Here is a 24,112-nt window from a genome sequence, read left to right as displayed (position 1 = left end):
GCGGGTATCCCCGGTACGATCGGCAGTATGAGTCTGAGTGAGCGGGTCACGGTGACGGTACCGGTGCCGGACCTCGACTTCCTGAAGGAGTACGAGCGCGCCCACGGCCTCCGGTCCCGTTCGGCCGCCTTCCACGCGGCCATCGCCGCGCTCCGAGAGAAGGAGCTCGAGAGCCAGTACCTCGAGGCGGACGAGCAGTGGTACGGGTCCGAGGACGCGGCCGCCTGGGACCTGACCTCCGGTGACGGGCTCGGGCGCGACGCATGAGGCGGGGCGAGATCTGGACGATCGACTTCAACCCGGTGGTCGGCGCGGAGGCGGACAAGCGCACCAGGCCGGCGGTGATCGTCTCGGGAGACGGCCGCAACAAGGCGTCCGAGCGCACCGGGCGCGGCGTGGTCACCGTCGTGCCGCTGACGTCGAACACCGCCCGGGTCCTGGCGTTCCAGGTGCTCGTCCCGGCCGAGCGGCGCAACGGCCTCGCCACCGACTCCAAGGCGCAGGCCGAGCAGATCCGCGCGGTCGACGTGTCGCGGTTCGGCGACCGGCTCGGGACCCTGTCCCCGGAGCAGGTCGCCGCCCTCGACGAGGCCCTGCTGATCCACCTCGCCCTGTAGGCCCCTCCCGCTCGGCCTGGTCAGAGGCGTACCGTCCGGGGATGACGACGCCGAAGGTGCCCAAGGACGTGTACGAGGCCGAGCTGTTCCGCCTGCAGTCCGAGCTCGTCACCCTCCAGGAGTGGGTGCGCTCGACCGGGACCCGGGTCGCCGTGGTCTTCGAGGGCCGGGACGCGGCCGGCAAGGGCGGCACGATCAAGCGGATCTCCGAGTACCTCAGCCCGCGCGTCGCGCGCATCGCCGCGCTGCCGGCGCCCACGGAGCGCGAGCGCACCGAGTGGTACTTCCAGCGGTACGCCGCGCACCTGCCCGCGGGCGGGGAGATCGTGCTGTTCGACCGGTCCTGGTACAACCGCGCGGGCGTCGAGAAGGTGATGGGCTTCTGCACCCCCGAGGAGCACGCCCGGTTCCTCCAGCAGGCGCCGGTCTTCGAGCGGATGCTCATCGACGACGGCATCCTGCTGCGCAAGTACTGGTTCTCCGTCTCGGACAAGGAGCAGCTCCGGCGGTTCCGCTCGCGGCTGGACGACCCGGTGCGGCGGTGGAAGCTGAGCCCCATGGACCTCGAGTCGATCGCCCGCTGGGAGGACTACTCGCGGGCGAAGGACGAGATGTTCGCGCACACCGACACCCCGGACAGCCCCTGGTACGTGGTCGAGTCCGACATCAAGCGGAACGCGCGGCTGAACATGATCGCCCACCTGCTGTCGACCATCCCGTACCGCGAGGTGAAGCACGAGAAGGTGAAGCTGCCGAAGCGGCCGCCCGCCGACGACTACCAGCGCCCCCCGCGCGAGCTGTTCACCTCGGTGCCGGACCACGCCGCGCGGCTGACCGGCGACCCGGAGGCGGACGCCTGAGGCGCGTCGCCCTGCGCCGGGGGTACCGTCCCGCCCGATGACCACGACCCCGGCGACCCCGCCCGCCATCGCCCCCGACGACCCGCGCGCGCCCGACGTGCACGCCCTGCTGACCCGGCACCTGGAGCTCATGCACGCGCAGAGCGACCCGGAGGACGTGCACGCCCTCGACGTGGCCGCGCTCACGGCGCCGCACATCACGTTCCTGAGCGCGCGCGACGCGGACGACGGCACCCTGCTGGGCGTCGGGGCGCTCGCCGAGATCGCCGAGGGGCACGGCGAGATCAAGTCGATGCACACCGCGGAGGCGGCCCGGCGCCGCGGCGTCGCGGGCGCGCTGCTCGCGCACCTGGTCGGCCTCGCGGTCGACCGCGGTTACGCGCGGATCAGCCTGGAGACCGGGAGCGACGACCACTTCGCCGCGGCCCGCGCCCTGTACTCCCGGGCGGGCTTCACGGAGTGCGAGCCGTTCGCCGACTACGCCCCGAGCGCCGCCTCGACGTTCCTCACCCTGGACCTGGCGCGCGCCGGGCGCTGAGCGCGCCCGCCGAGGTCGTCGGTTCCGCGCACGGGCGCGGCGTGACGTGCCGCGTGTCGCGGCGCAACCGGCGACCTCGGCCGGGCGGTGCGCTCAGGCCAGGTCGCGCGGGGGGCGGTAGCGGAAGTCCCGGTCCGCGTCGGTGATCTCCCGGAGCACCCGCGCCGGGACGCCCGCGACCACGGTGCGCGGCGGCACGTTCCCCGTGACGACGGCGCCCGCCGCGACGACCGACCCCTCGCCGACCGTCACGCCCGGGAGGATCGTCGCCCCCGCGCCGATCCACACGTCGTCCTCGATCCGCACCGGTGCCGAGAACTGCGTGCCGTCCCGGCGCAGGTCCGGGTGCACCGGGTGGCCCGTCGTGATGACCGTGACGTTCGGGGCGACCATGACCCGGCTGCCGACGTGCACCTCGACGTCGTCCACCAGCGTCAGGCCGACGTTCACGTAGACGTCGTCGCCCAGGTGCACCCGGCTGCCGTACATGACGCGCAGCGGCGGCTCGACCCAGACGCGCTCGCCCACCGAGCCGAACAGCTCCCGCAGCGTCTTGTCCCGGCCCTCCGCGTCCCGGGGGTGCGAGGCGTTGAACTCGTGCACCAGCTCCTTGCCGCGGGTGCGCTCCTCCTCCAGCACCTCGAGGCCGGGCCCGTAGTCGGTGTACGGCTCGTGCGCGGCCATGCGGCGGCGCACCTCGCGCTCGCGGTCGTCCATCGCCACCCCTTCGTCGGCGTCGCCGCCCGCGTGCCGGGCGGCCCGCACCATCCTGCCGTGCGCGCGGCGGGGGTCGGCGCGCTCCGGTGGCGGCACCGGGAAGGGCCACCTAACGTCGGGTCCGATCCCGGCCCGCACCCACCATGGAGGACACCGTGGCGCACTCTGCAGACGACGCGGCCGCGCGGCCCCAGGAGGACGCCGGCATCGTGACGTCGCGTCCCCCCGAGAGGTTCCGCCCCGTGCGGTCGTGGAGCCTGGACTCGGTGACCGACCTGGCGCGGGTGCGCCGCGAGCTGCTCGAGGAGATCACCGCCCCGCACGCGGCCCCGCAGGTCGTGCTCGGCCGGGTGCCGGAGAACATGGTGCTCGTCGCCTCCGAGCTCGCCACCAACGCGCTCCAGCACGGCCGCCCGCCGACGGTGCTCTCGCTGCTGGCGGACGATCTCGACTACCTCCTGGACGTCTGCGACGCGGACCTGGAGACCACGCCGGTCATCGCCGGCGAGCGGCCGTCCGGCGCCGGCGGCTTCGGCCTGCTGATCGCGCACCGGCTGTCGCAGGAGGTCGGCTGGTACACCACCGACGCGACCAAGCACGTCTGGGCGACCTTCCCCGCGCAGCGCTGACCCTGCGCCCCGGAGCGGCCCGACGGTGGCCGCCTCGGGGCGCTTTCGCGGTTCTCGACTGTGCGCGCTCACAGTTCTCGGGCCGCGCGTGACGCAGTCGGTGCCCCACTTGCCGCACAGTGCTGGTCTTCCGCGACTGTGATCGTTTACAGTCGCCGCACCCCGCGAACGACGACGATCACGGAGAGGGACCGCCCGTGCACGCACTCCCCCGAGGCACCGGACGGCTGGCGGCACTCGCCGCCGTGGCCGCGCTGCTGACCACCGCCCCACCCGCCGCCGCGGCCGCGCCCGACGGGGGACCGGTGGACGCCGGCGTCGTCGTGGCGAAGGTCGACGGCCTGGCCGAGGACTTCATCACCGGCGTCGACGTGTCGTCCGTGCTGTCCCAGGAGGCCAGCGGCGTCGTGTACCGCGACGCCGACGGCGTGCCGACCGACCTGTTCGAGGTGCTCGCCGACTCCGGCGTGAACTACGTGCGGGTCCGGGTCTGGAACGACCCGTACGACGCGCAGGGCCGGGGCTACGGCGGCGGCACCGTCGACGTGGCGCGCGCCGTCGAGATCGGTGAGCGCGCCACCGCGCACGGCCTGCGGGTGCTCGTCGACTTCCACTACTCCGACTTCTGGGCCGACCCCGCCAAGCAGCACGTGCCGAAGGCCTGGGAGGGGCTGTCCGTCGCCGACAAGGCAGTGGCCCTGCACGACTGGACCGCGGACGCGCTCACCGAGTTCCGGGACGCGGGCGTGGACGTCGGCATGGTGCAGGTCGGCAACGAGACCAACAACGCGGTCGCCGGCGTGAGCGGGTGGGACAGCATGGCGCAGCTGTTCTCCGCGGGCAGCTCCGCGGTCCGCACCGTGCTGCCGGACGCGCTGGTCGCGGTGCACCTGACCAACCCCGAGACGGCCGGCCGGTACGCGACCGCCGCCGCGGCGCTCGACGCCCGGGGCGTCGACTACGACGTGTTCGCAAGCTCGTACTACCCGTACTGGCACGGCACCCTGGGCAACCTCACGTCGGTGCTGAAGCAGGTCGCCGACGACTACGACAAGCAGGTCATGGTCGCCGAGACCTCGTGGGCCCGGACGCTGGACGACGGCGACGGGCACCCGAACGTCATCACCGCCGACACGACCACCCACCAGTACCCGATCTCGGTGCAGGGCCAGGCCACGGCGGTGCGGGACGTCGTCGCGGCGGTCGCGGCCGTCGGCGACGCGGGCATCGGCGTCTTCTACTGGGAGCCGGCGTGGACGCCGGTCGGCCCGCCGTCCGCGCTCGACGCCAACAAGGCCCTGTGGGAGGCGCACGGCTCGGGCTGGGCGTCGTCGTACGCCGGCGGGTACGACTCCGACGACGCCGGGCAGTACTACGGCGGCTCGGCCTGGGACAACCAGGCGCTGTTCGCCGACGACGGCACCGCGCTCGAGTCGCTGCGGGTGTTCTCCTACGTCCGGACCGGCGCCACGGCACCCCGGGCGGTGGCCTCCGTCGAGCAGGTGCGGGTCACGGTGGCCGACGGCTCCCCGGTGGTCCTGCCGCCGACCGTGCAGGTCACGTACAACGACGGGTCGGTCGAGGCCCAGGCGGTCACCTGGGACGCCGCGGCGCTGGCGGCGGTCGACGGACCGGGGACGTACCCGGTGCCGGGCGTCACCGCGGCGGGCGTCGCCGCGGCCGCGACGGTCGTCGTCGAGGCCGTGAACCACGTGCGGAACCCGGGCTTCGAGGACGCCGACACGTCCATGTGGACGCTCACCGGGTCGGGCGCGCAGATCACGGCGACCGGGGACGCCGCCGCCGGCGCGCGGGCGCTGTCGTTCTGGGACGCCGCCGCCTACGGCTTCACGCTGTCGCAGCAGGTCACCGGGCTCGAGCCCGGTGCGTACACGCTCACGGCGACCGGGCAGGGCGGCGGAACGTCGGCCGGCGACCAGCTGCTGCTCGGCGCCGCGACCCCCGCGGGCTCGGCCTCCGCGCCGTTCGCCCTCACCGGCTGGAAGGCCTGGTCGACGCCCTCGGTGCCGGTCACGGTCGGGGCGGACGGGGTGGCGACGGTGTCGGTCGCCGCGACGCTGTCGGGCGGCGCGTGGGGCACGGTCGACGAGGTGCGGCTGGTGCGGGACGCGCAGCAGCCGACGGACCCGGGGACGGACCCGGGGACCGGCCCGGGCACCCCGGGCACCGACCCCGGCGACCCGGGGACCGGCCCGGGTACCCCCGGCACGGGGCCGGGCACCACGCCCTCGCCGGACGCGGGCACGACGACCCCCGGCACCACCCCGGGCGCCACGACGGGCCCGACCGTCACCGTCAGCGACCGGACCCTCCGCCCGGGTGACCCGGTCACGGTGACCGCGAGCGGTCTGACGGTCGGCGAGGTCGAGATCGGGGTCGCCAGCACCTACCGCGCGCTGGCCCGCGCCGCCGTCACGGACGGCTCCGTCACCGCGACGGTCACCCTGCCGACCGACCTGACCCCGGGCGTGCACCACGTCCAGGTCCGGTCGCTCGACGGCGCGGTGCTCGCGCAGGTGCGGATCGTCGTCCTGGGCGACGGCTCCCTCGCGACCACGGGCGCCGACCCCGCCGGGGCGGTGCTGCTGTCGGCCTTGCTGCTCGCGACCGGCGGGGCCCTGGTGCTGGCGCGCCGGCACCGCGCCCGCGCGACCCGGGCGGCCTGACGGGATCCCCACCCGATTCTCGCGCCGTACCCCGCTCGATCAGGCAACGGCGCGAGCATCGGGTGGGGACCGTGGCCGGAGCCTGTACCAGCCCGGACGGACGAACGCGTCCCCGACGCACCGCTGCAGGATCGACAGCGACCGGGCACGCCGCCGCGCACGCTCAGGGGCCGCACAGCGGGGACCGGAGCGGGGCACGGGATCGGGCGCGAGGGTCGTGCCCATGACCGAGAACCCGGACACCACCCGCCCGCCGGCCGAGGGGCCGCGGCCCGCCGCGCCCCCGGCCCCCGCCGGGGCGACGACCCCGACCGCGCCCACCCCGGCCCCGACCCCGGCCCCGGCCGCCACCGTGCCGGACGGGTACCCCGCCGCGCCGCCCGATCCGGACGCGCCGCCTGCGCCTCCCGGGCGGCCCCGGCGCCGCCTCGGCCGCCGCGCGGTCGCGTCGCTCGTGCTCGCGGGCGTGCTGCTCGTCGGCGGCGGGGGCGGCTTCGCGATCGGCCGGGCCACGGCGCCCGACCCGACGTTCCCCACCTTCGAGGGCGGCGGCCCCGGCGGCCAGGTGCCCGGCGGCGGCAGCGGCGAGATGCCGCAGCCGCCCTCGGACCGCCAGGGCGACGGCTCCGGCAGCGGGTCCGACGAGGGCTCGGGCGGCACCGACTCCGGCACGACCGACGACGGCGCGTCGGCGACCGACTCGTCCGCGACGACCTGACGCCGACCCCCGCGCCGCCCCGGACCGGCGGCGTTCAGTCCGCGGTGACCTCCGTGACGCGGCCGTCCTCGACGTGCCACCGCCGGGTCAGCCGCACGCTGTCGAGCATCCGGCGGTCGTGGGTCACCAGCAGCACGGTGCCGTCGAACGACTCCAGCGCCTGCTCCAGCTGCTCGATCGCGGGCAGGTCGAGGTGGTTGGTCGGCTCGTCGAGGACCAGCAGGTTGACCCCGCGGGCCTGGAGGAGCGCGAGGGCGGCGCGGGTCCGCTCGCCCGGCGACAGCGACGACGCGGGCCGGTGGACGTGGTGGCCGCCGAGGCCGAACTTGGCCAGCAGCGTCCGCACGTCGGCGGTCGTCCAGTCGGGGACCTCGCGGGAGAACGCGTCGGCGAGGGGGGCGTCGCCCTCGAACGCGGCGCGCGCCTGGTCGACCTCCCCCACCAGCACACCGGAGCCGCGGTCGACCCGGCCCTCGTCGGGCGCGAGCCGGCCCAGCAGCAGCGCGAGCAGCGTGGTCTTCCCCGCGCCGTTCGGGCCGGTGACGGCCACGCGGTCCTGCCAGTCGAGCTGCACGTCGACCGGGCCGAGCGTGAACCCGCCCCGGTGGACGACCGCGGCCCGCGCGGCCGCGACCACGGCGCCCGACCGGGGCGCGGCGGCGATGCTCATCTGGAGCTGCCACTCCTTCCGCGGCTCCGCGACCACCTCCAGCCGCTCCATCAGGCGCTCGGTCTGCCGGGCCTTGGCCGCCTGCTTCTCGGAGGCGTCCGCCCGGAACTTGCGGCCGATCTTGTCGTTGTCGGACGCCTTGCGCCGGGCGTTCTTCACGCCCTTGTCCATCCACGCGCGCTGCATCCGGGCCCGGGCGGAGAGCGCGTCGCGGCGGGCGGCGTAGTCCTCGTAGGCCTCGCGGGCCTGGCGCCGGGCGGTCGAGCGCTCCTCCAGGTAGGCGTCGTACGAGCCGCCGTAGACGGCCACCCGCTGCAGGCTGCGGTCGATCTCGACGACCGACGTGACCGTGCGGCTGAGGAACTCCCGGTCGTGGCTGACGACGACCACCGGCGCGGTCGACCGGTCGACGAAGTCCTCCAGCAGCGCCAGCCCCTCCAGGTCGAGGTCGTTGGTCGGCTCGTCCAGCAGGTACAGGTCGTACCGGGACAGCAGCAGGGCCGCCAGGCCGACGCGCGCCGCCTGGCCGCCGGACAGCGCGGTCATGGGCAGCTCGGGGTCGACGTCGAGGCCGAGGTCCGCGAGCACCGAGCCCGTGCGGGCCTCCAGGTCCGCGCCGCCGAGGCCCATCCACCGCTCCAGCGCCTCGGCGAACTCGTCGTCCGCACCGGGCTCGCCCGCGCCCAGCCGCTCGGCCGCCGCGTCCATGGCCGTCTGCGCGGGGCCGACGCCGGTGCGCCGCTCCAGGTGGGCGCGCACCGACTCGTCCGCCCGGCGCTCGATCTCCTGGGCGAGGTAGCCGAGCTGCGCGGTCGGCGGGGACACCGACACCGCCCCGTCGTCCGGGCTGCGGGTCCCCGAGAGGATCCGCAGCAGCGTCGACTTCCCCGCGCCGTTCGGGCCGACGAGGCCGACGACGTCGCCGGGGGCGACCACCAGGTCGACGCCGGAGAACAGCTCGCGGTCGCCGAACGCGGCCCCCACGCCCTTGGCCTGCACGGTCGCGCTCATGGGTCCATTGTCGGGCCTCGGCCGGACGGGCTCACGCGCTCTGCGCCCGGGCGCAGGTCAGCGGTCGGCCGGCTCGGTCTCCGCCGCCGGCCGGGCCCCGCGGTCCGCGGGCGCCTCCAGCCGGCCCGTCCGGTGCAGCCACCGCTCCGCGAGCAGGGTGAACATCGGCGGCACGGACGCCGCGAGCGCCAGCAGCGTCGGCCACCAGCCCCAGCGCAGCCGGATCCCGGCGACGACCGTCAGCGCCGCGTACGCGAGGAACACCAGGCCGTGCGCCTGCCCGAACACCTGCACGCCGACCTCGGTGGTCTTCGTGACGTACTTGAGGAACATGCCGACGAGCAGCCCGGCCCAGGTCGCGGCCTCGAGGAACGCGGCGATCCGGAACGCCTGGGCGTCCGGGTGGGTGACTCGCTTCATGCGGCGGTGCTCCTGCGGCGGATCGTCGACGGGACCGCACGACGGTAACCCGGCGCGCGCCCGGGGACCGCCCCGCGGCTCAGGCCTCGGGCGCCAGCGGGAGCCGGCGCACGCTCGCGAACCGCCGGTCCGCCCCGTCGACGGGGTCGGCGAACCGGATCTCGGCCGCGAGCAGCTGGAGCGGCGTGCCGAAGTCGTCGACCGGGACGTCCCGGACCACCGGGTACAGCGGGTCCCCGACGATCGGGATGCCCAGCCCCAGCAGGTGCAGCCGGAGCTGGTGCGTCTGCCCGGTGCGGGGGCTGAGCCGGTAGACGCCGAGGCCGTCCGGCCCGGTCGACTCCAGCTCCACCCGCGTCTCGGCGTTCACCGGCGCGCCCGGCACCACCTCGGCCTGCCACACCCCGCGCTCCTTGCGGATGTGGTTCCGCACGTCGACCGGCAGGTCCAGGTCCGCCCGCACCGGCGCCAGCGCCCGGTAGGTCTTGCGCACCTCCCGGCGCTCGAACACCGTCTGGTACGCGCCGCGCCAGCGCTGCTCGGTCGCGAGCATCAGCAGCCCCGAGGTCACCCGGTCCAGCCGGTGCAGCGGCGACAGCTCCGGCAGCCCGAGCTCGGCGCGCAGCCGCACGACCACGCTCTGCAGCACGTGCCGGCCCCGCGGGATCGACGACAGGAACGGCGGCTTGTCGACCACGACCAGCCGCTCGTCCCGGTGCACGACGTGGATCGGGCCGGGCACCTCGGGCTCGTCGCGCAGGTCGCGGTGGAACCAGACGAACCGGTGCGGCCCGTACGGGTCGTCGGCGCGCACGGGGCGGCCGTCCTCGTCGACGAACCGGCCGTCGGCGAGCATCGCCGCCACGTCGACCTGCTCCGGCAGCCGGTCGCGGAGCCAGGCGCCCATGGTCGTCCAGTGCACGGGCCGCGCGCGGTCCCGGTCCGGGGTGCGCAGCCACGCGGCGGCGAGGCCGTGGCGCGGCGGCAGCGGGGAGCGAGGGGGCACCGGGCGATGGTACGAGCGCGGCCCCCGGCGACCTCAGTCCAGGCCGTCGAGGAACGTCAGCACCCGCTCCGTCGCGAGCTCCGCGCAGGCCGGGTCGTGGTCCGGGTGCCCGACCTCCGCGAAGAGGTGCCCCGCGCACGGGTAGACGAACAGCTCGCCGCCGAACCCGACCAGCTCGTCCTCCGCCTCGGGCTCGCGCCACGGGTCGCCCTCGGCGACGTGCGCCTGCGCCGGGACCGCGTCGGGCCAGGTCGCGTCCCACCACGAGGGGGCGACGGCGCCGTAGAGGAAGAACGCGCCGCGCGCGCCGGGCCGGGCGAGCGCCTGCTCCCCCGCGCGGGCGGCGCCGAACGACATCCCGCCGTAGACGACCTCGGCGGGCAGCGCGGCGACGGCCTCGGCGGCCCGGCGGGCGAACACGTCCTCGCCGACGGACTCCACGAAGGCGACGCCCTCGGCCACGTCGGAGTACGTCCGCCCCTCGAACAGGTCGGGAGTGTGCACCGTGTGCCCGCGCTCGCGCAGGAGGTCCGCGAACGCGCTGACCCCGGCCGTCAGGCCGCCGGAGTGGTGGAAGAGGACGACGTCGGCCATGCGGCGAGGCTACGCGGGCACCGGTGCCCGACGACAGGGCCCGCGGCGCGTCACGGCGCGACGCGCCGGGCGCGCCAGCCCCCGGCGCCCCGGTCGGCCACCAGGCGGTCGTGCGGGTCGGCCGACAGGTCGAGCCGGTCGACCCGGTCCACGACCACCTCGACCCAGGCGAACCGGCCGAACCACGCCGCCTCGTCGTCGTCCCGCCCCACGGGGCCGTCGACCGCCGCGCCGGGGGCCGTCGTCGTCGCGTACCCGCGCCGCGTGCCCGGGCCGAGGCCCGCCCACCGGCGCCGCCGCGCCGCGGGATCGGCCACGACGGCCGCCCGGCCGGCGAGGCGCACCTGCACCTGGGACTCGTCGTCCCACAGCACGAGCGCGACCCGTGGGTCGGCCCGGAGCTCGCGCACCTTGGCGGACCGCTCGTCGGTCGCGAACCCGAGCACGCCGCGCGCCCCGTCCCAGGAGCGCAGGATCACCGAGCGGACCTGCGGGGCGCCGTCCCCGGACGCGGTCGCCAGGCCGGCGAGCGTGAACGCCGTCCGGCGGCTCGTCGCCGCGGCGAGGGCGTCCCACACCGGGCGCAGCGCGGGCGGCAGGTCGGCGGCGGTGTCCACGGCGCTCCTCCGGGTCGGGGGGTGCCAGCATCGCGCGTCGCGGGCGCGCGCGCAGGTCGCGGCGGTCGCGCCGGTTGCGGCGGTCGCGCCGGTTGCGGCACGCGCGCACCCCCGGTGGGATGGAGGCGGACGACGCCGCCGACCGCCGCCGACCCCGAGAGGCCGTGATGAGCACCGACGCCACCCTGACCGCCGAGGACCTCGACCTGCTGCGCCGGCCGCTGCACGGGTTCCTCACCGTCGCCGCCGGACCCACGCCGCCGCAGCCGCGGCCCGTGTGGTTCGAGGTCACCGACGAGGGCACCGTCCAGCTGTTCAGCGAGGCGGACGCGCTCAAGGTCCGGCGTCTGCGCCGCGACCCGCGCGCCTCCCTCGTCGTCGCCGCGCCGGTCGCCGAGCGCGAGCACTGGGTCGCGATCGCCGGCCGGGTCACGATCGAGCCCGACGGCGCGCACGAGCTCGCCGAGCGGCTGGCGCACCGGTACTGGGACCTGGACGACCCGGCCCGCCGGGAGGACCTGGCGGCCGTGCTGGCCGACGACCAGGTCCGGCTCGTGCTGCACCCGGAGGACGTGCGGCGGCTCGTGTACTGACGGCCGGGGGCGCGGGTCGCGCGCCCGCCCGGCCGCGCGCGCCGTCAGGCGTCGCGGACCAGCGCGTCGTACGCCCCGGCGAACCGCGCCCGCCGGTCGGCGTAGTAGCCGGCGTGCTCGGCCCGCGGCTCCGACGTCGCCCCCGTGGCCCGCGGCGCGCGCGGCACGTCCGGCGCCAGCACGTCGAGCGCGAGCAGCGCCGTCCCGCGCTGCGTCGCCCGCTTCCGCGTCACGTGCGTGACCGGTCGGCCGAGCACGTCCGCGAGGACCTGCAGCCACCCCGGCTGCTCGCCGCTGACCCGCCCGGATGCAGCGACTTCGACCACGTCGGGCGCCGCGGGGTGCAGCTCGTCGGCGACCCGCGCGTACGTGAGCGCGACGCCCTCGACGATCCCGCGGTACAGGACGTCGGGGGTCGTGGCCGCGGAGACGCCCGTGAACGTGGCGCGGGCCCCGCCGGCCCAGCCCGGCGCGCGCTCGCCGGTGAGGTACGGCAGCACGAGCGGCGTCCCGTCCGCGGGCGCGGCGGCGAGCACCGGCGCGAGGTCCTCGCTCAGCCGCAGGGTCGCCTGCGCCCAGCTCACGGCCCGTCCGACGTCGTTGATCGCCCCGCCGAGCAGCGTCCGCCCCGCCTCGACGCGGTAGTTCCACAGCCCGAAGGGCAGCGGGTCGGCAGGCCCGTCGACCAGGACGCGGAGCGCGCCGGAGGTCGCCGTCGACGCGGTCACCACCGTCGCGTCCGTCGCGCCGGAGCCGACGTTGCTGGCGTAGCCGTCGGTGATCACGGGGAACCAGGCGGCGCGGGCGAGCGCGGGCCAGCGGCGCGGGGCGGTGGGCGTCGCGGGGTCGGCCGTGTCCCGGGGCGCGGAGAACCGCCCGGGGTCCGTGTCGACCGCGGCCAGCAGCTCGGCGTCCAGCGCCCCGGTGCGCCGGTCGAGCAGCCCGGTCCACGCCACGGTCGACGTCCCCGCCAGCGGCTCACCCACGAGCCGCGCGTGCACGTACTCGCCGAGCGACCACCACGCGGCCGCCGCGGCGACGACCCGCGGCTCGGCGGCCGCGAGCCAGCGCAGCCGGGGCGCGTGGTAGCTCGTGTGGACCCGGGTCCCGGTGCGCTGCTGCACCGCGCGCTCGTCCAGCTCCGCGCGCAGCTCCGCGACCGCGGCGGCGCTGCGGGAGTCGGCGTAGGTCAGGCACGGCGTCAGCGGCCGTCCCGCGGCGTCCACGCCGACGAGCGTCGCGGCGAACGTGTCGAGCGCGACGCCGGCGATCCGGGTGCCGAGCCGGCGGTCCCCCGTCACCGCGTCGAGGACCTGCTCGACCTCGGCGGTGACCTGGTCGGGGTCGATGACCGAGGTGCCGTCCGGCGCGACGGTGAACGCGTGCGGCACCTTGTGCTGCAGGCCGTGCACCGGGCGGCCGGTCGCGTCGTGCACGCCGCCACGGGTCGCGGTGGAGCCGATGTCCATCGCGACCACGAGCGGGTCGAGCGCGTCCTCGAGGGCGACGTCGTCAGTGGTCCGGGCCATCGGGGTGTCCTCGTCGTCGGCGGCGCGGGTCCCCTCGACCCTAGCCGCGGGCCGGGCGCGGCTCCTGCCGAGTGCGGCCGACCCGCAGCGGCACCGCACGCCACCAGGTCGCGCACCGCAGCACCCACTCGACCGGGCCGTACGCGCACCGCTGCAGCCACGCCCGGCTCAGCAGGGACTGCGCCACGATCAGCGGCACGCACAGCAGCACGACCGGCGTCACCGTCGCCATCGACCCGAAGTCCACCACCCGGGCCGCGGCCGCCAGGACGACCGCCGCCCCGACGTACCCGCTGAGCGCCATCCGGCCCAGCGGCTCGAAGAACCAGGCGATCGCGCGCCGCGCCGGGGTGCGCCAGAGCAGGGCGAGGCCGGTCGTCCAGAGCACCGCCACCACGAGCCCGGCGACGCCGCCGGCGGTGGTGAACCGCGGGTCGCCGGGCTGCGTCAGCTGCCACGCCAGCGCGGGCACCGTGAGGACCGCCGCGGCGGCGCACACGAGCGCGACGCCGCGGGTGCGGGTCTCGAGCGCCCGCGGCAGCCCGTAGGCCGCGGCCCCGGCCCCGGCGAGCACCAGGCCGGGCGTGGCGACGAGACCGCCGCCCGCGAGCGCGTAGGCCGCGCCCGTCAGCGCGACGCCGAGGCCGAGGACCACCGCGCGCGGGACGAGCGCCACGGCCGGCAGGACGAGCAGGCCGACCACCCCGTACTCGACGAGGATGTTGCCGGGGTAGACGACCATGAGCGCCGCGCCGATCAGCGCCACCGCCGCCATCCGCCGCGCGGGCACCACCCAGGCCCGTGCCGCGCGCCGCCGGGCCCCCGCCAGCACGAACCACAAGCTCATGCCGAACAGCAGCTCGAAGATCGGCACGAACCGGGTCTGCACCGCGAGGTGCAGCGCGTCGCGGACCGGGTCGGCGACGGCGGCGCCTGCGCGGTGCGTCGTCGCCTCGGTGAGGTCGACCGCGTTGACCAGCAGGATGCCGAACAGCGCGAACCCGCGCAGCGAGTCGAGGAACCGCCAGCGGGGCGGCCGCGAGTCGGGGGCGGGCGCGGCGGGCGCGGCGGGCGCGGCGGGCGCGAGGACGACGCGCGACGGGGACGGGTGCGGCATGCCCCCAGGTCACCACCACGGGTGGCCGGCGCGGATCAGCCCGCGGGACCGACCCGGACGGGCGAGGTCCCACCGCGGCACGACCGGGCGTCGGTCCGCGGTCCTACGCTGCGGGGCATGACGATCTCGTCGGCGCAGGCGCTGGCGTGGCGCCTCGGCCGGCAGCACCTCGGCTCCGGCGCGGCGGACGCCCTCGAGACGGAGGCCGCCCGGCTGGGCGACCTGCTCGGGCACCCCGGCGAGCTGCGGCTGACCACGGGCTGAGGCACCGCCCGGGGTCCGCCGCCCGCGGTCCGGCCGCGGGACCGCGCCGGTCAGGCCACCGGCCCGCGCGCCCGCCGCCGGCTCACCCGGAGCCGCACCCGCCCGGCCAGCGGCGACCCGAGGACCCCCGCCGCCTCGCGCAGCACCCGGTCGACCAGCGCCGCCACCTCCGGCAGGTCCACCCGGGCGTCCACCTTCACCTCCCCGGCCAGCACCAGGCCCGCACGCTCCCGGCGCACGGAGAGCCGCGCGCCGCGGACCCGCGGGTCCGCCTCCAACCGGTCCTCCGCCCCCCGGGCGACCGCGCCGGGGTCCACGCGCAGCCGCTCGCCGGTGCGCGACCCGGGCAGCGCCTGGTCGGGCAGGCCGCCCGGCGGCAGGTGCCGGAGCAGCCAGAGCACGCCGAGGACGATCAGCCCGACCGCGGCGACTGCGCACGCACCGGCCCACCACGACCGGCTCGTCGCCGTGACGGCGCCGCCGACGTCCACCGTCGCCGGGTCCAGGCCGACGGACCCCACCCGCACACCGGAGGTCCACCCCGCACCGGCGGCGAGCGCGAGCCCACCCACGACGAGCAGCAGCAGGCCGAGCACGGTGAGCACCGTGCGGTCGACGCCGGTGCCGCGGCGCGCGCTCATCGCCCGGTCCCGCTGTCCCGCGCGGCGACGCGGACGCGCGGCACCGGGTCGAGCCCGGCCAGCCGGTCCTCGACCGCGGAGCGCACCTCCTCGGCCAGGCCCGGCGCCCCGGTCCCGAGGACCCGGACCTGCACGGACCGCGCCGTCGCCGTCGACGACACCCGCAGCACCCCGTCGACGTCCTCCGCCGTCGCGGACGACAGCCGCGCGACGTCCTTCGGGCTCAGCCGAGCGGCCGGCGCCTCGCGCAGCCCCACGTCGGCCGGGCCGCGCCGCCACGCGGCGACCAGGAGCAGCAGGCCCAGCACCGCGAGCGCGACGCCGGCCACCGCGACGCCTGTGTCGACCGGGCGTCCGTCGACCGCCCGGAGCACGCCGGGCAGCCACGCCTGGGACGGCCGCAGGCCCAGCAACGAGGCGGAGGCGAGCGCCTCCCGCGCCAGCACCAGGCCCGCGAGGACCAGCAGCACCGCCAGCACCACCCCGATCGCCCGGGCCGCGCCCGCGCGCCGGGCCGGGCGGGCCGCGGGGGCCGGCGGGGCCACGTGGGCCGCCGCGCTCACGACACCCTCCGGCGCGCCTCGGCCGCGGCCACGACGGCCTCGACGGTGACCAGCACGTCGTCCACCCGGACGCCGACGAGGCCCTCCAGCTCGGCCCGGACGGCGCCCGCGACCCGCGAGGCGACGTCGGCGGCCGGCTCGGGCCAGGTCCCGGCGACCCGCGCCGCCACCCGCACCCGCCGGCCGGCCACCTCGACGTCCACGTGCGGCAGGTCCGTGCCCACGGGCCCCCGGCGGACCGGCGTCGAGGCGCGCTCGGCCGCCCGCCGGGCCACCCGGGCCACGACGCGGTCGGCGATCGTGACCCGGCCGCCGACCGCGGGCGCGTCCGGCGGGGCCGCCGACGGCGCCGGGGTCAGGACGTCAGCCACGGCGCCGCCCCCCGAGCACCGCCCCGAGGTCGATCCGCCCGTCGGCGTGAGCACCGACCACCAGGCCGAGGCCGCCCAGCACCAGGGCCAGCAGGAAGCCCACCAGGCCGCCGGTGGTGATCGCCACCGCCAGCAGCAGGCCGGCCAGCAGGCCGGTCGTCGTCATCGAGCTCATCCCTCGTCCTTCCCGGTCCCGCGGGGCGGGACCTGCGACCCGCGGGGCTCCTGCCCCACGGGATCCACGTCCTCGACGTGCACGTGCACCGGCAGCCCGGTCCCGGCGGTCGCCGCGACCGCGGTGCGGACCGCGGCGGCGGTCCCCGGGATCGGCAGGCCGGCGGCCACGACGACGTGCACGTGCACGCCGTCGGACGCCAGGCGCACCCCCGGGACCCGCTCGCCGGCCAGGTACGTCCCGACCTCGCCGAGCGGCCCGGCGCTCAGCCGGACCACCCCCGGCACGGCGAGCGCCGCGGCGCGCACGGCGTGCGCCCGGGCGGCCACGGGGTCCGCCGCCGGCACCGCCGGCCCGGTCACTGGACCCGCGACGGGGCGGGCTCGCCGTCCTGGTCGTCGTCCTGCGGCAGCCAGACGTCGTTGACGCTGACGTTCACCTCGATGACCCGGAGCCCCGTCATCCGCTCGATGCCGGTGACGACCGAGCGGCGCACCGCCTCGGCGACGTCGGCGATCGCGACCCCGTACTCCGCCACGATGTCGACGTCCACGGCCGCCTCGGACTGCCCGACCTCGACGCTGACGCCCTGCGAGTAGTTGGTCGACCCGCCGGGGATGCGCTCCCGGAGGGCGCCGAAGGCGCGCTGGGCGCCGCCCCCGACGTCGTGCACGCCGGCGACGTCGCGCGCCGCGATCCCGGCGATCTTGCTGACCACCGTGTCGGCGATCGTGGTGGTGCCGCGCTCCGTCGTCAGCGCGCTCGCCACGGCGCGGGTGCGGTCCTTGGGCGTCAGCTCCTGGGCGTCATTGGTCCCGGCCTGGGCGGGCGTCGTGCCGGTCATGTCGACCTCCTCGTCCGGCGCGGCGGCCCGGCCCGCCGGTCGCGGGCCCGGATGGCGGCTCGTCCGCACCGTCCTGACAGGAGTGGGTGCCCGCGCGTGGCCGGTACTCACGGTCCGGTCGCTGTGATCTGGGTCACAGGCTAGGTTGGCGCTCGTGAGGCCCGGTGAGGAGGACGCCGAGCTGGTCCGGCGCGCGCGGCTCGGCGACCGGGACGCGTTCGCGGCCCTGGTCGATCGGCACGGCGCGGCCATGTACCGGTACGCCCGGCGGATGCTGCACGACGACGGCGCGGCCGAGGACTGCGTCCAGGAGGCGCTCGTCACCGCGTGGCTGGCCGCCGACCGGTTCCGCGGCGAGGCGGCCGTCCGCACCTGGCTGTTCGGCATCCTCACCAACACCGTGCGGCGCCGCGTCCGGACAGACGCGCGGCACCCGGCGGCACCGCTGCCCGAGGAGGCGGCGCTGCCCGCGGCCCCGGGCGACCCGATCGCGCTGGTCGAGGCCGCCGACCTGCGGCACGCCCTCGAGATCGCCCTGCGGGAGCTGCCCCCGATGCAGCGGGCGTGCTGGATGCTGGTGGAGGTGGAGCGCATGTCCTACGCCGACGTCGCCCGGGTGCAGGCGACGACGGTCGACGCGGTGCGCGGTGCGGTGCACCGGGCGCGGACCACGCTGGGGAGGAGGCTGGCGACATGGCGGTAGACCGCGACCCCTCCGACCGGCCGGAGGACCACGACCACCCCGACGAGGTCGTCGCGCGCGCGGCGGGCACGCTGCGGGAGATCACCGACGCGGGCTGGGTGCGCGCGCGGGAGGCCGTGCTCGAGCGGGTCCGGCGCACGCTCCGCCCCGCGCCGCACGTGGCGGGTCGGCACGCCGACGGCCGGTTCACCGTCGCGACGCCCGTGCTCGTCGACCGGCTCCGCGGCGCGGTCGACGGCGTGACGCCGGCGCGGGTGCTCGACGTCCAGGTCGACGTCGGCCCCGACGCCGAGCTCGACGGCGTCGCGCTGCGGCTCAGCGTGGCCTACGGGTCCCCGGTGGGGCCGGACGCCGACGCCGCGCGCGCGGCGGTGCTGACCGAGGTCGAGCGGACGCTCGGCGTCCCGCTGGAGCCGGCGCGGGTGACCGTGGACGTGCACATCGCCGACGTGCACCGGCCGGCCGAGGACGACGCGACGTCGGCGCGCCCGGCGGGACGGCCGTAGCCGGGGGTCAGGCCGCCCGGCGCCGCTCCACCGCCCGGACGGCGCCGTTGGCCCGCGTGTCCGTCGCGAGCGCCCGGTAGGTGTCCGCGACCGGCGTCCGCCGCCGGTCCAGCCCGCCGGCGCCGTCCTCGACCAGGTCCCACAGCCCCATCGTCAGCAGGTACTCCTCGCGCTCGGCCGTGCCGTGCCGGTACGTCCACTCGTACATGTCGAACACCGGCCACCAGGTGTAGCCGACGACCCGGTGCCCCACCGACCGCAGCGTGCGGATCGCGGCGACGGACTCGTGCAGCCAGGCCACCCGGTCCGCGACGGGGGCGGTGACGGCGGTCTCGGTCAGCATCACGGGCGCCCCGTGCCGGCGCTCGGCCTCGAGGAGCACCTCGACCAGCCCGGCCACCCCGGCGTCCTGGGCGGGGCGCGGGTCGGCGAACCCGCCGCCGTGGTGCACGCCCTCCTCGAACACCTCGGTGGAGATGCGCGGGTAGTAGTTGACCCCCATCACGTCCGGCCGCACGGCGTGGTCGGCGAACCACGCGAGCGCGTCGTCGGACGTCCCGTGCGCGCGCAGCACGCCCACGAGGGGGTGCGCGTCGTCGACGCGGCCGGTCACCAGGTCCTCGACGAGGTGCGCCTGGTGGGTCAGCCGCTCGGCCTGCGCGCGGTGCTCGCCGTGGACGTCGCCGGCGTACCGCATGGACGCGTCCACGTGCATGAAGGCCGCCCGGTCGCCCAGGACGTCCGCGATCCCGCGCTGGGTGCGGACGAAGCCCTCGCCCAGCGCGCGGACCATCGTCGTCAGGCCGGCGTCCCCCGTGAGGTACGGCGGCCAGTAGCCGTAGACCCCGCAGAACAGCGCGTGGATCATCGGCTCGTTCACCGGCGTGTAGTCGGTGACCCGGTCGCCGTACCGCTCCGCGAACGCGACGCCGTACTCGGCCACCACCTGCGGGTAGTCGGGGTGCGCGAACTGCCCGTCGAGCCACAGCGGCGTGCCGTAGTGCAGCAGGTCGATCACCGGCCGCAGCCCGAGCTCGCCGAACCGGTCGACGACCCGGTCCACCCAGGACCAGTCCCAGACGCCGCGCCCGGGGTTGACCCGGTGCCACGGCACGCCCCAGCGCAGGAACGTCGCGCCGGCGTCCGACGCGAGGCCGAGGTCCTCGGCGTACCGCGCGTAGTGGTCGGTGAGCGCGTACTCGTCGATCGGGCGCTCGCCCGGGCCGCCCTGCGGCACGAACGTGTCCTCGATGCCGAGCCCGAAGTGCAGCGCGCCGTCCTCGAACCAGCGGCCGCCGGCCGCCGCCGGGCCCGTCACTTGAGCCCCGTGGTGGCGATGGACTCGATGAACTTGCGCTGCACGAGCATGAAGGCGAGGACCAGCGGGACGACCGCGACGAGCGCGCCCGCCATCATGACGCCGTACGGCACGATGCCGCCGGGGCCGGTGAGCTGGGTGAGTCCGGATGTGATGGTGCCCATCTCCTGTTGCGTCGTGAAGACCAGCGGCCAGAGCAGGTCGTTCCAGTTGTTGACGAAGATGTAGATCGCCAGGGTGAGGATCGCGGGCCGGGCGTTCGGCAGGACGATCTGCCAGAACACGCGCAGCTCGGACGCGCCGTCGATGCGGGCGGCGTTGTCGAGGTCCCGGGGAAGGCCGATGAAGAACTGCCGCAGGAAGAAGATGCCGAACGCGTCGGCGGCGCGCGGGACGATGAGCCCCGCGAACGTGTTGACCCAGCCCAGGTCGGTGACGATCTGGTAGACGGGGATCAGCGTCGCCTGGAACGGGATCATCAGCGTCGCGATGATCGCGACGAGCAGCACCTGCCGCCCCCGGAAGTCGATCCGGGCGAGCGCGTACGCGGCCAGCGCGTCGAAGGTGACCGCGAACAGCGTGACCCCGCCGGCGAACAGGAAGCTGTTGCCGATCAGCCGGGCGAACGGCAGGTCGGAGAAGATCCGCTCGAAGTTCGCCGTCGTCCAGGCGTCGGGCAGCAGCGTCGGCGGGTAGGCGTTGACCTCCGCCGTGGGCTTGAACGCCGTGAACAGGACGATGAACAGCGGCAGCAGGACGATCAGCGTGGTGACCGTGACGCCCGCCGTCATGAGGACGGTGGAGACGCGGACCCGGCGGCGGCCGGCCCGCGCGAGGCGGGGGCGCTCCGGGGCGGCGGTCGGCGCGAGGGTGGCGGCGGACATCAGGACTCCTTCTCGCGGCGCCCGAAGAACACGAACTGGACGACGCTCAGCACGAGCGTCGCGAGCAGCAGGACGTAGGACAGGGCGGAGGCGAACCCGAGCTCGAGCTTGCGGAACCCGGACTCGTAGATCTCCATGACGACGGTCTGGGTGTTCCCGTAGGGGCCGCCGCCGGTCATCACGTAGATCTGGTCGAACGCCTGGAGCGCGGCGATCATCGCGAAGATCAGGACGAACGCCAGGGTGTTCGACAGCATCGGGAGCGTGATGTGCCGGAACCGGGACCAGGCGCCGGCACCGTCCATCTTGGCGGCCTCGTACAGCGAGCCCGGGATCTCCTGCAGCCCCGCCATGAAGATCACCATGTAGAAGCCGAAGTTCTTCCACACCGCGACCAGCGCGACCGCGGGCATCGCCAGCGTCGGGTCCTGCAGGACGTTCCCGAGGTCGATCCCGATCCCCCGCAGCCAGTGGTGCAGCAGCCCGACCTGCGGGTCGATCAGGTACGACCACGCCAGGGCGGCCACGGCCAGCGAGATGATGAACGGCAGGAACAGCGAGGTGCGGAACAGCCCGCGCAGCGGCAGCCGGTCGTTCGTCAGCAGCAGGGCCAGCGCCAGCGCGACGACGACCGCCGTCGGCGTGAACAGCACCGCGTAGACGACGGTGTTGCGGACCGCGTCGCGGATGTCGGGGTCGGTGAAGATACGGGCGTAGTTGTCCAGCCCCACCCACTGCGCCTCGCCGAAGCCGCTGGCGTCGGTGAACGAGAGCTGCAGCGCCGAGACCATCGGCCAGGCGACGAAGACCGCCATGATGATCAGGGCCGGGGCGAGGAAGGCGAGGGCGGCGCGGTTCCGGCGCCCGCCGGTCCGCGTGCGCCGCAGGTGCCCGTCCGGGCGGCCGCCGAGCGGCGCGGGGGCACGGTAGGCCCGCCTGCGGGATCCCGTCACGTGCGCGGTGGTCATGGGGTGGTGCCTCTCGGGAGGGAGGGCGTCCCCGGGGTCACTGCCCCGGGGACGGCCGGTCCGGGTGGGTCGGTCAGTCGTCCAGCGCGGCCTGGATCGCGGTCTGCGCCTGGGCGAGCAGGTCGTCGACCGGCTCGCCGGCCATCGCGCGCTGGGTCAGGTCGTCGACGGCCGTGAGCACGTCGGTGCTGTTCACCACGCCGGGCAGCAGCGGGCGGCCGAGCTCGGCCTGCTCGGTGAGCGCGGCGACCACCGGGTTCTCGTCCACCTCGTCGGCGGCGATGTCCGTGCGCAGCGGCGGCCAGCCCGAGCCGAGCGCCCAGGCGACGGACTCCTCGCGGGACAGGAAGAAGGAGAAGAACTCCTGCGCGGCCTGCTGCTGGGCCTGGTCGGCCTGCCGGGTCAGCGCCATCGAGACGCCGATCGCGGACGCCGCCTGCGCCTCGGGCCCGGCGGGGATCGGCGCGAGGCCGTAGTCGATCCCGTTCTCCTCGGAGACGGTCGCCATCCAGGGGCCGCCGATGTACATCGCGACGCGGCCGCTGCTGAACAGGCTGTCGCCGCTCACACCGTCGACGCCCGTCGGGCTGATCTTCCCGGTGGCGATCGCGTCGTGCCAGAACTCGAGGGTCTCGGCGTTCTCCGGCGAGTCGACGACGGCCTCGCCGTCCTCGACGACCGCGCCGCCGTTGCCGTAGAACAGCGACGGCCAGACGCCGTTGCCGACGGTGGCGTGGTCGGCGAGCGCGAGGCCGTACTGCTCCGGCGTGCCGTCGCCGTCCTCGTCGACCGTGAGCGCCTCGGCGGCCGTGACCCACTCGTCCCAGGTCGTCGGCACCGCGACGCCCGCGGCGTCGAACAGGGCCTGGTTGTAGAACATCGTGAGCGGCACGAACCCGGTCGGGACGCCGTACGCGGTGCCGTCGACCGTCACCATGTCGAGCGCGCCGGCGTTGAGGTCCGGCGTGGCCTCGTCGGCGGCGTAGAAGTCGTCCAGGTCGACGAACGCGCCGCGGTCGGCGTAGACCGGCAGCCGCTCGGCCGGCATCGCGACGATCTCGGGGCCGTTGTCCGCCGAGAGGGCCGGCAGGAACGTGTCGTCGATGACGTCCCAGGGGTTCACCTGGGTGGTGATCGTGATCTCGCCGTCGTGGGCGGCGTTGAAGTCGTCGACGATCTGCTGGAGCACGTCCCCGTCGGCCTCGGTGTACCCGTGCCAGAAGGTCAGCTCGACGGGGCCGGCGGAGTCGGAGGAACCGCCGCCGCCGGAGCAGGCGGCGAGGGCGAGCGCCAGGCAGACCGGCGCGACGACGAGGGCGGGGGTGCGCTTCATTGCGTGTGTCCTTTCGGGGAGGGCCCGCATACAACGTTGTAAGACAACGTTGTAAGTGGGATGGTGGGCCACGCGGCGGGGGCGTGTCAACCCGGCCGCGGGCGACCTGCGGGGCGTCGGGCGCCGGTCGGGCCGACGAGGCGCGCGCTCGCCGGCGGAACGGCCGGTCAGCCGCTCGTGGACTCCCGGACGACCAGCCGGAAGCCCGGTGCGATCACCCGCGGCTCGAGCTCGCCGCGGCTGCGGTCGTCGATCCGCTCCCGCAGCAGCCGCACGGCCTCCCGGGCGATGTCGTGCCGCCCGGGCTCGACGGTGGTGAGGCTCGGGTAGGTGTACCGGCCGTCCGCGACGTCGTCGAACCCGACCAGCGCCACGTCCGCCGGCACCGCCACCCCGCGCTCCTGGAGCGAGCGCAGCGCCCCGAGGGCGAGGTCGTCGTTCATCGCGAACACCGCGTCCATCCGCACGCCCGCGTCCAGCACCCGCGCCATCGCCTCGGCCCCGCTGCTGCGGTCCCAGGTCTCGATCGGCACCACCAGCGCGTCGTCCACGCCGAGCCCGGCGGCCTCGACCGCGGCCCGGTACCCGGCGTACCGCAGCGCGGCCACGCCCGTCTCCTCGGCGGCGTGCGCGCCGAGGAGCATCACCCGCCGGCGCCCGAGCCCGAGCAGGTGCTCCGTCGCGGCGCGGGCGGCCGCCTCGTGCTGCATCGTCACGTGGTCGACCGGGCCGGGGAACAGCGGCTCGCCCAGCACCACCAGCGGCCGGCCCGCCGGGTCCGGCGTGATGTCGGCGTGGGTCAGCCCGAGCGGGGCGAGCAGCAGGCCGTCGGTCAGCGACAGCCGCGGGTTGCGCAGCGCCTCGAGCTCGCGCTCGCGCAGCCCGCCGGTCTGCTCGACCAGCACGACCAGGTCCTGCTCCGCCGCGACCCGGATCACCTCGTCCGCGAGCTGGGCGAAGAACGCCTGGCTCAGCTCCGGCACCGCGAGGCCGATGACGCCGCTCCGCCCGAGCCGCAGGTTCCGCGCGGCGAGGTTCGGCCGGTAGCCCACCTGCTCGACGGCCGCGAGCACCCGGGCGCGCGTCGCCTCCCGCACCTGCGGGTGGTCGTTGAGCACGTTGGACACGGTCTTGAACGACACGCCCGCGAGCTGCGCGACGTCGCGCAGCGTCGGGGCGGCCCTGCCCTCGGGTTCGATCGCCACGGGCCGAGGTTACA

Annotated in this window: 30 protein-coding genes; 11 read left to right on the top strand and 19 right to left on the bottom strand. The window is 76.3% G+C overall.

What is annotated here, in order from left to right; translation table 11 throughout:
- Positions 1-27 precede the first annotated feature (27 nt).
- From AC3WUG_RS01715 to AC3WUG_RS01700, 4 genes are read left to right on the top strand one after another with little or no spacing between them, the layout of a single operon-like run.
- The gene (locus tag AC3WUG_RS01715; protein ID WP_492326054.1) at positions 28-267 is read left to right on the top strand and encodes an antitoxin; all 240 of its coding nucleotides are present in this window, start codon (positions 28-30) and stop codon (positions 265-267) included.
- A complete protein-coding gene (locus tag AC3WUG_RS01710) occupies positions 264-617 on the top strand; it encodes a type II toxin-antitoxin system PemK/MazF family toxin (RefSeq protein ID WP_492326053.1) in 354 nt (117 codons plus the stop codon). The genes AC3WUG_RS01715 and AC3WUG_RS01710 overlap by 4 nt, the downstream gene beginning before the upstream one ends.
- A 41-nt stretch (positions 618-658) precedes the next feature.
- Positions 659-1,477 (top strand): polyphosphate kinase 2, encoded by an 819-nt coding sequence (gene ppk2, locus AC3WUG_RS01705; RefSeq protein ID WP_492326052.1) that lies wholly within the window; start codon positions 659-661, stop codon positions 1,475-1,477.
- Between the two features lie 37 nt (positions 1,478-1,514).
- Positions 1,515-2,015, top strand: coding sequence for a GNAT family N-acetyltransferase (locus AC3WUG_RS01700; protein ID WP_492326051.1), 501 nt, complete (start codon positions 1,515-1,517; stop codon positions 2,013-2,015).
- A 93-nt stretch (positions 2,016-2,108) separates the two neighbouring features.
- On the opposite strand, the gene AC3WUG_RS01695 is transcribed toward AC3WUG_RS01700, so the two are convergent.
- Positions 2,109-2,732, bottom strand: coding sequence for a sugar O-acetyltransferase (locus AC3WUG_RS01695; RefSeq protein ID WP_492326050.1), 624 nt, complete (start codon positions 2,730-2,732; stop codon positions 2,109-2,111).
- Positions 2,733-2,887: 155 nt separating this feature from the next.
- Here AC3WUG_RS01695 and AC3WUG_RS01690 point away from each other — a divergent pair, with 155 nt between their 5' ends.
- The 3 genes from AC3WUG_RS01690 to AC3WUG_RS01680 all read left to right on the top strand — a co-directional run bounded on the left by AC3WUG_RS01690 (position 2,888) and on the right by AC3WUG_RS01680 (position 6,766).
- A complete protein-coding gene (locus tag AC3WUG_RS01690; RefSeq protein WP_492326049.1) occupies positions 2,888-3,361 on the top strand; it encodes an ATP-binding protein in 474 nt (157 codons plus the stop codon).
- 197 nt (positions 3,362-3,558) lie between these two features.
- Positions 3,559-6,048 (top strand): glycosyl hydrolase 53 family protein, encoded by a 2,490-nt coding sequence (locus AC3WUG_RS01685; RefSeq protein ID WP_492326048.1) that lies wholly within the window; start codon positions 3,559-3,561, stop codon positions 6,046-6,048.
- Between the two features lie 223 nt (positions 6,049-6,271).
- Positions 6,272-6,766 (top strand): hypothetical protein, encoded by a 495-nt coding sequence (locus AC3WUG_RS01680; protein WP_492326047.1) that lies wholly within the window; start codon positions 6,272-6,274, stop codon positions 6,764-6,766.
- Between the two features lie 34 nt (positions 6,767-6,800).
- Here AC3WUG_RS01680 and AC3WUG_RS01675 read toward each other — a convergent pair whose 3' ends face one another.
- The 5 genes from AC3WUG_RS01675 to AC3WUG_RS01655 form a co-directional block, all read right to left on the bottom strand.
- Positions 6,801-8,447, bottom strand: coding sequence for an ABC-F family ATP-binding cassette domain-containing protein (locus AC3WUG_RS01675; protein WP_492326046.1), 1,647 nt, complete (start codon positions 8,445-8,447; stop codon positions 6,801-6,803).
- A 57-nt stretch (positions 8,448-8,504) separates the two neighbouring features.
- Positions 8,505-8,867: a DUF3817 domain-containing protein gene (locus AC3WUG_RS01670; RefSeq protein WP_492326045.1), complete on the bottom strand. Its 363-nt coding sequence runs from the start codon at positions 8,865-8,867 to the stop codon at positions 8,505-8,507.
- Positions 8,868-8,946: 79 nt separating this feature from the next.
- Entirely contained in the window at positions 8,947-9,873 is a 927-nt protein-coding gene (locus AC3WUG_RS01665) for a pseudouridine synthase (RefSeq protein ID WP_492326044.1), read from the bottom strand.
- Between the two features lie 33 nt (positions 9,874-9,906).
- Entirely contained in the window at positions 9,907-10,467 is a 561-nt protein-coding gene (locus AC3WUG_RS01660) for a dienelactone hydrolase family protein (RefSeq protein ID WP_492326043.1), read from the bottom strand.
- Between the two features lie 50 nt (positions 10,468-10,517).
- Positions 10,518-11,084: a pyridoxamine 5'-phosphate oxidase family protein gene (locus AC3WUG_RS01655; RefSeq protein WP_492326042.1), complete on the bottom strand. Its 567-nt coding sequence runs from the start codon at positions 11,082-11,084 to the stop codon at positions 10,518-10,520.
- Between the two features lie 167 nt (positions 11,085-11,251).
- On the opposite strand from AC3WUG_RS01655, the gene AC3WUG_RS01650 reads away from it, so the two are divergent.
- Positions 11,252-11,677, top strand: a complete 426-nt coding sequence (locus tag AC3WUG_RS01650) for a pyridoxamine 5'-phosphate oxidase family protein (RefSeq protein WP_492326041.1) — start codon at positions 11,252-11,254, stop codon at positions 11,675-11,677.
- A gap of 44 nt (positions 11,678-11,721) precedes the next feature.
- On the opposite strand, the gene AC3WUG_RS01645 is transcribed toward AC3WUG_RS01650, so the two are convergent.
- Together AC3WUG_RS01645 and AC3WUG_RS01640 are read right to left on the bottom strand one after the other, a co-directional pair.
- Positions 11,722-13,206 carry a gluconokinase gene (locus tag AC3WUG_RS01645; RefSeq protein WP_492326040.1) on the bottom strand — a complete coding sequence of 495 codons (1,485 nt, stop codon included), beginning with the start codon at positions 13,204-13,206 and terminating at the stop codon, positions 11,722-11,724.
- A 40-nt stretch (positions 13,207-13,246) separates the two neighbouring features.
- Positions 13,247-14,323 carry a DUF418 domain-containing protein gene (locus AC3WUG_RS01640; RefSeq protein ID WP_492326039.1) on the bottom strand — a complete coding sequence of 359 codons (1,077 nt, stop codon included), beginning with the start codon at positions 14,321-14,323 and terminating at the stop codon, positions 13,247-13,249.
- A gap of 117 nt (positions 14,324-14,440) precedes the next feature.
- On the opposite strand from AC3WUG_RS01640, the gene AC3WUG_RS01635 reads away from it, so the two are divergent.
- Positions 14,441-14,587 (top strand): hypothetical protein, encoded by a 147-nt coding sequence (locus AC3WUG_RS01635; protein ID WP_492326038.1) that lies wholly within the window; start codon positions 14,441-14,443, stop codon positions 14,585-14,587.
- 50 nt (positions 14,588-14,637) lie between these two features.
- Here the strand turns inward: AC3WUG_RS01635 and AC3WUG_RS01630 are convergent, their stop codons facing one another.
- Genes AC3WUG_RS01630 through AC3WUG_RS01605 form a run of 6 tightly spaced genes read right to left on the bottom strand, consistent with a single transcriptional unit; the run spans position 14,638 to position 17,181 of the window.
- A complete protein-coding gene (locus AC3WUG_RS01630; protein WP_492326037.1) occupies positions 14,638-15,228 on the bottom strand; it encodes a hypothetical protein in 591 nt (196 codons plus the stop codon).
- Positions 15,225-15,791, bottom strand: coding sequence for a DUF6286 domain-containing protein (locus tag AC3WUG_RS01625; RefSeq protein ID WP_492326036.1), 567 nt, complete (start codon positions 15,789-15,791; stop codon positions 15,225-15,227). The genes AC3WUG_RS01630 and AC3WUG_RS01625 overlap by 4 nt, the downstream gene beginning before the upstream one ends.
- On the bottom strand, positions 15,788-16,162 hold the full coding sequence (locus tag AC3WUG_RS01620; RefSeq protein ID WP_492326035.1) for a hypothetical protein: 375 nt from the start codon (positions 16,160-16,162) through the stop codon (positions 15,788-15,790). The genes AC3WUG_RS01625 and AC3WUG_RS01620 overlap by 4 nt, the downstream gene beginning before the upstream one ends.
- Positions 16,155-16,337 carry a DUF2273 domain-containing protein gene (locus tag AC3WUG_RS01615; RefSeq protein WP_217614830.1) on the bottom strand — a complete coding sequence of 61 codons (183 nt, stop codon included), beginning with the start codon at positions 16,335-16,337 and terminating at the stop codon, positions 16,155-16,157. The genes AC3WUG_RS01620 and AC3WUG_RS01615 overlap by 8 nt, the downstream gene beginning before the upstream one ends.
- Entirely contained in the window at positions 16,334-16,666 is a 333-nt protein-coding gene (locus AC3WUG_RS01610; protein WP_492326034.1) for a hypothetical protein, read from the bottom strand. Before AC3WUG_RS01610 ends, AC3WUG_RS01615 begins: the two co-directional genes overlap by 4 nt.
- A gap of 29 nt (positions 16,667-16,695) precedes the next feature.
- Positions 16,696-17,181, bottom strand: a complete 486-nt coding sequence (locus tag AC3WUG_RS01605) for an Asp23/Gls24 family envelope stress response protein (protein ID WP_492326033.1) — start codon at positions 17,179-17,181, stop codon at positions 16,696-16,698.
- Positions 17,182-17,335: 154 nt separating this feature from the next.
- Here AC3WUG_RS01605 and AC3WUG_RS01600 point away from each other — a divergent pair, with 154 nt between their 5' ends.
- Both AC3WUG_RS01600 and AC3WUG_RS01595 read left to right on the top strand, forming a co-directional pair.
- Positions 17,336-17,884: an RNA polymerase sigma factor gene (locus tag AC3WUG_RS01600; RefSeq protein ID WP_492326032.1), complete on the top strand. Its 549-nt coding sequence runs from the start codon at positions 17,336-17,338 to the stop codon at positions 17,882-17,884.
- Positions 17,875-18,390 (top strand): Asp23/Gls24 family envelope stress response protein, encoded by a 516-nt coding sequence (locus AC3WUG_RS01595; protein ID WP_492326031.1) that lies wholly within the window; start codon positions 17,875-17,877, stop codon positions 18,388-18,390. The genes AC3WUG_RS01600 and AC3WUG_RS01595 overlap by 10 nt, the downstream gene beginning before the upstream one ends.
- A gap of 7 nt (positions 18,391-18,397) precedes the next feature.
- On the opposite strand, the gene AC3WUG_RS01590 is transcribed toward AC3WUG_RS01595, so the two are convergent.
- From AC3WUG_RS01590 to AC3WUG_RS01570, 5 genes are all read right to left on the bottom strand, one after another.
- On the bottom strand, positions 18,398-19,708 hold the full coding sequence (locus tag AC3WUG_RS01590) for a family 1 glycosylhydrolase (protein ID WP_492326030.1): 1,311 nt from the start codon (positions 19,706-19,708) through the stop codon (positions 18,398-18,400).
- Positions 19,705-20,592, bottom strand: coding sequence for a carbohydrate ABC transporter permease (locus AC3WUG_RS01585; protein WP_492326029.1), 888 nt, complete (start codon positions 20,590-20,592; stop codon positions 19,705-19,707). The genes AC3WUG_RS01590 and AC3WUG_RS01585 overlap by 4 nt, the downstream gene beginning before the upstream one ends.
- Complete coding sequence (locus tag AC3WUG_RS01580; RefSeq protein WP_492326028.1) at positions 20,592-21,560, bottom strand: carbohydrate ABC transporter permease; 969 nt, start codon at positions 21,558-21,560, stop codon at positions 20,592-20,594. The genes AC3WUG_RS01585 and AC3WUG_RS01580 overlap by 1 nt, the downstream gene beginning before the upstream one ends.
- 73 nt (positions 21,561-21,633) lie before the next feature.
- On the bottom strand, positions 21,634-22,893 hold the full coding sequence (locus AC3WUG_RS01575) for an ABC transporter substrate-binding protein (RefSeq protein WP_492326027.1): 1,260 nt from the start codon (positions 22,891-22,893) through the stop codon (positions 21,634-21,636).
- Positions 22,894-23,060: 167 nt separating this feature from the next.
- Positions 23,061-24,098 carry a LacI family DNA-binding transcriptional regulator gene (locus tag AC3WUG_RS01570; protein WP_492326026.1) on the bottom strand — a complete coding sequence of 346 codons (1,038 nt, stop codon included), beginning with the start codon at positions 24,096-24,098 and terminating at the stop codon, positions 23,061-23,063.
- Positions 24,099-24,112 lie beyond the last annotated feature (14 nt).

The organism is Cellulomonas sp. EB106-03-03-XG116, from assembly GCF_058792015.1.
Note: the sequence above shows the minus strand (reverse complement) of the source record. Positions and strands in the feature narration are given on the sequence as shown.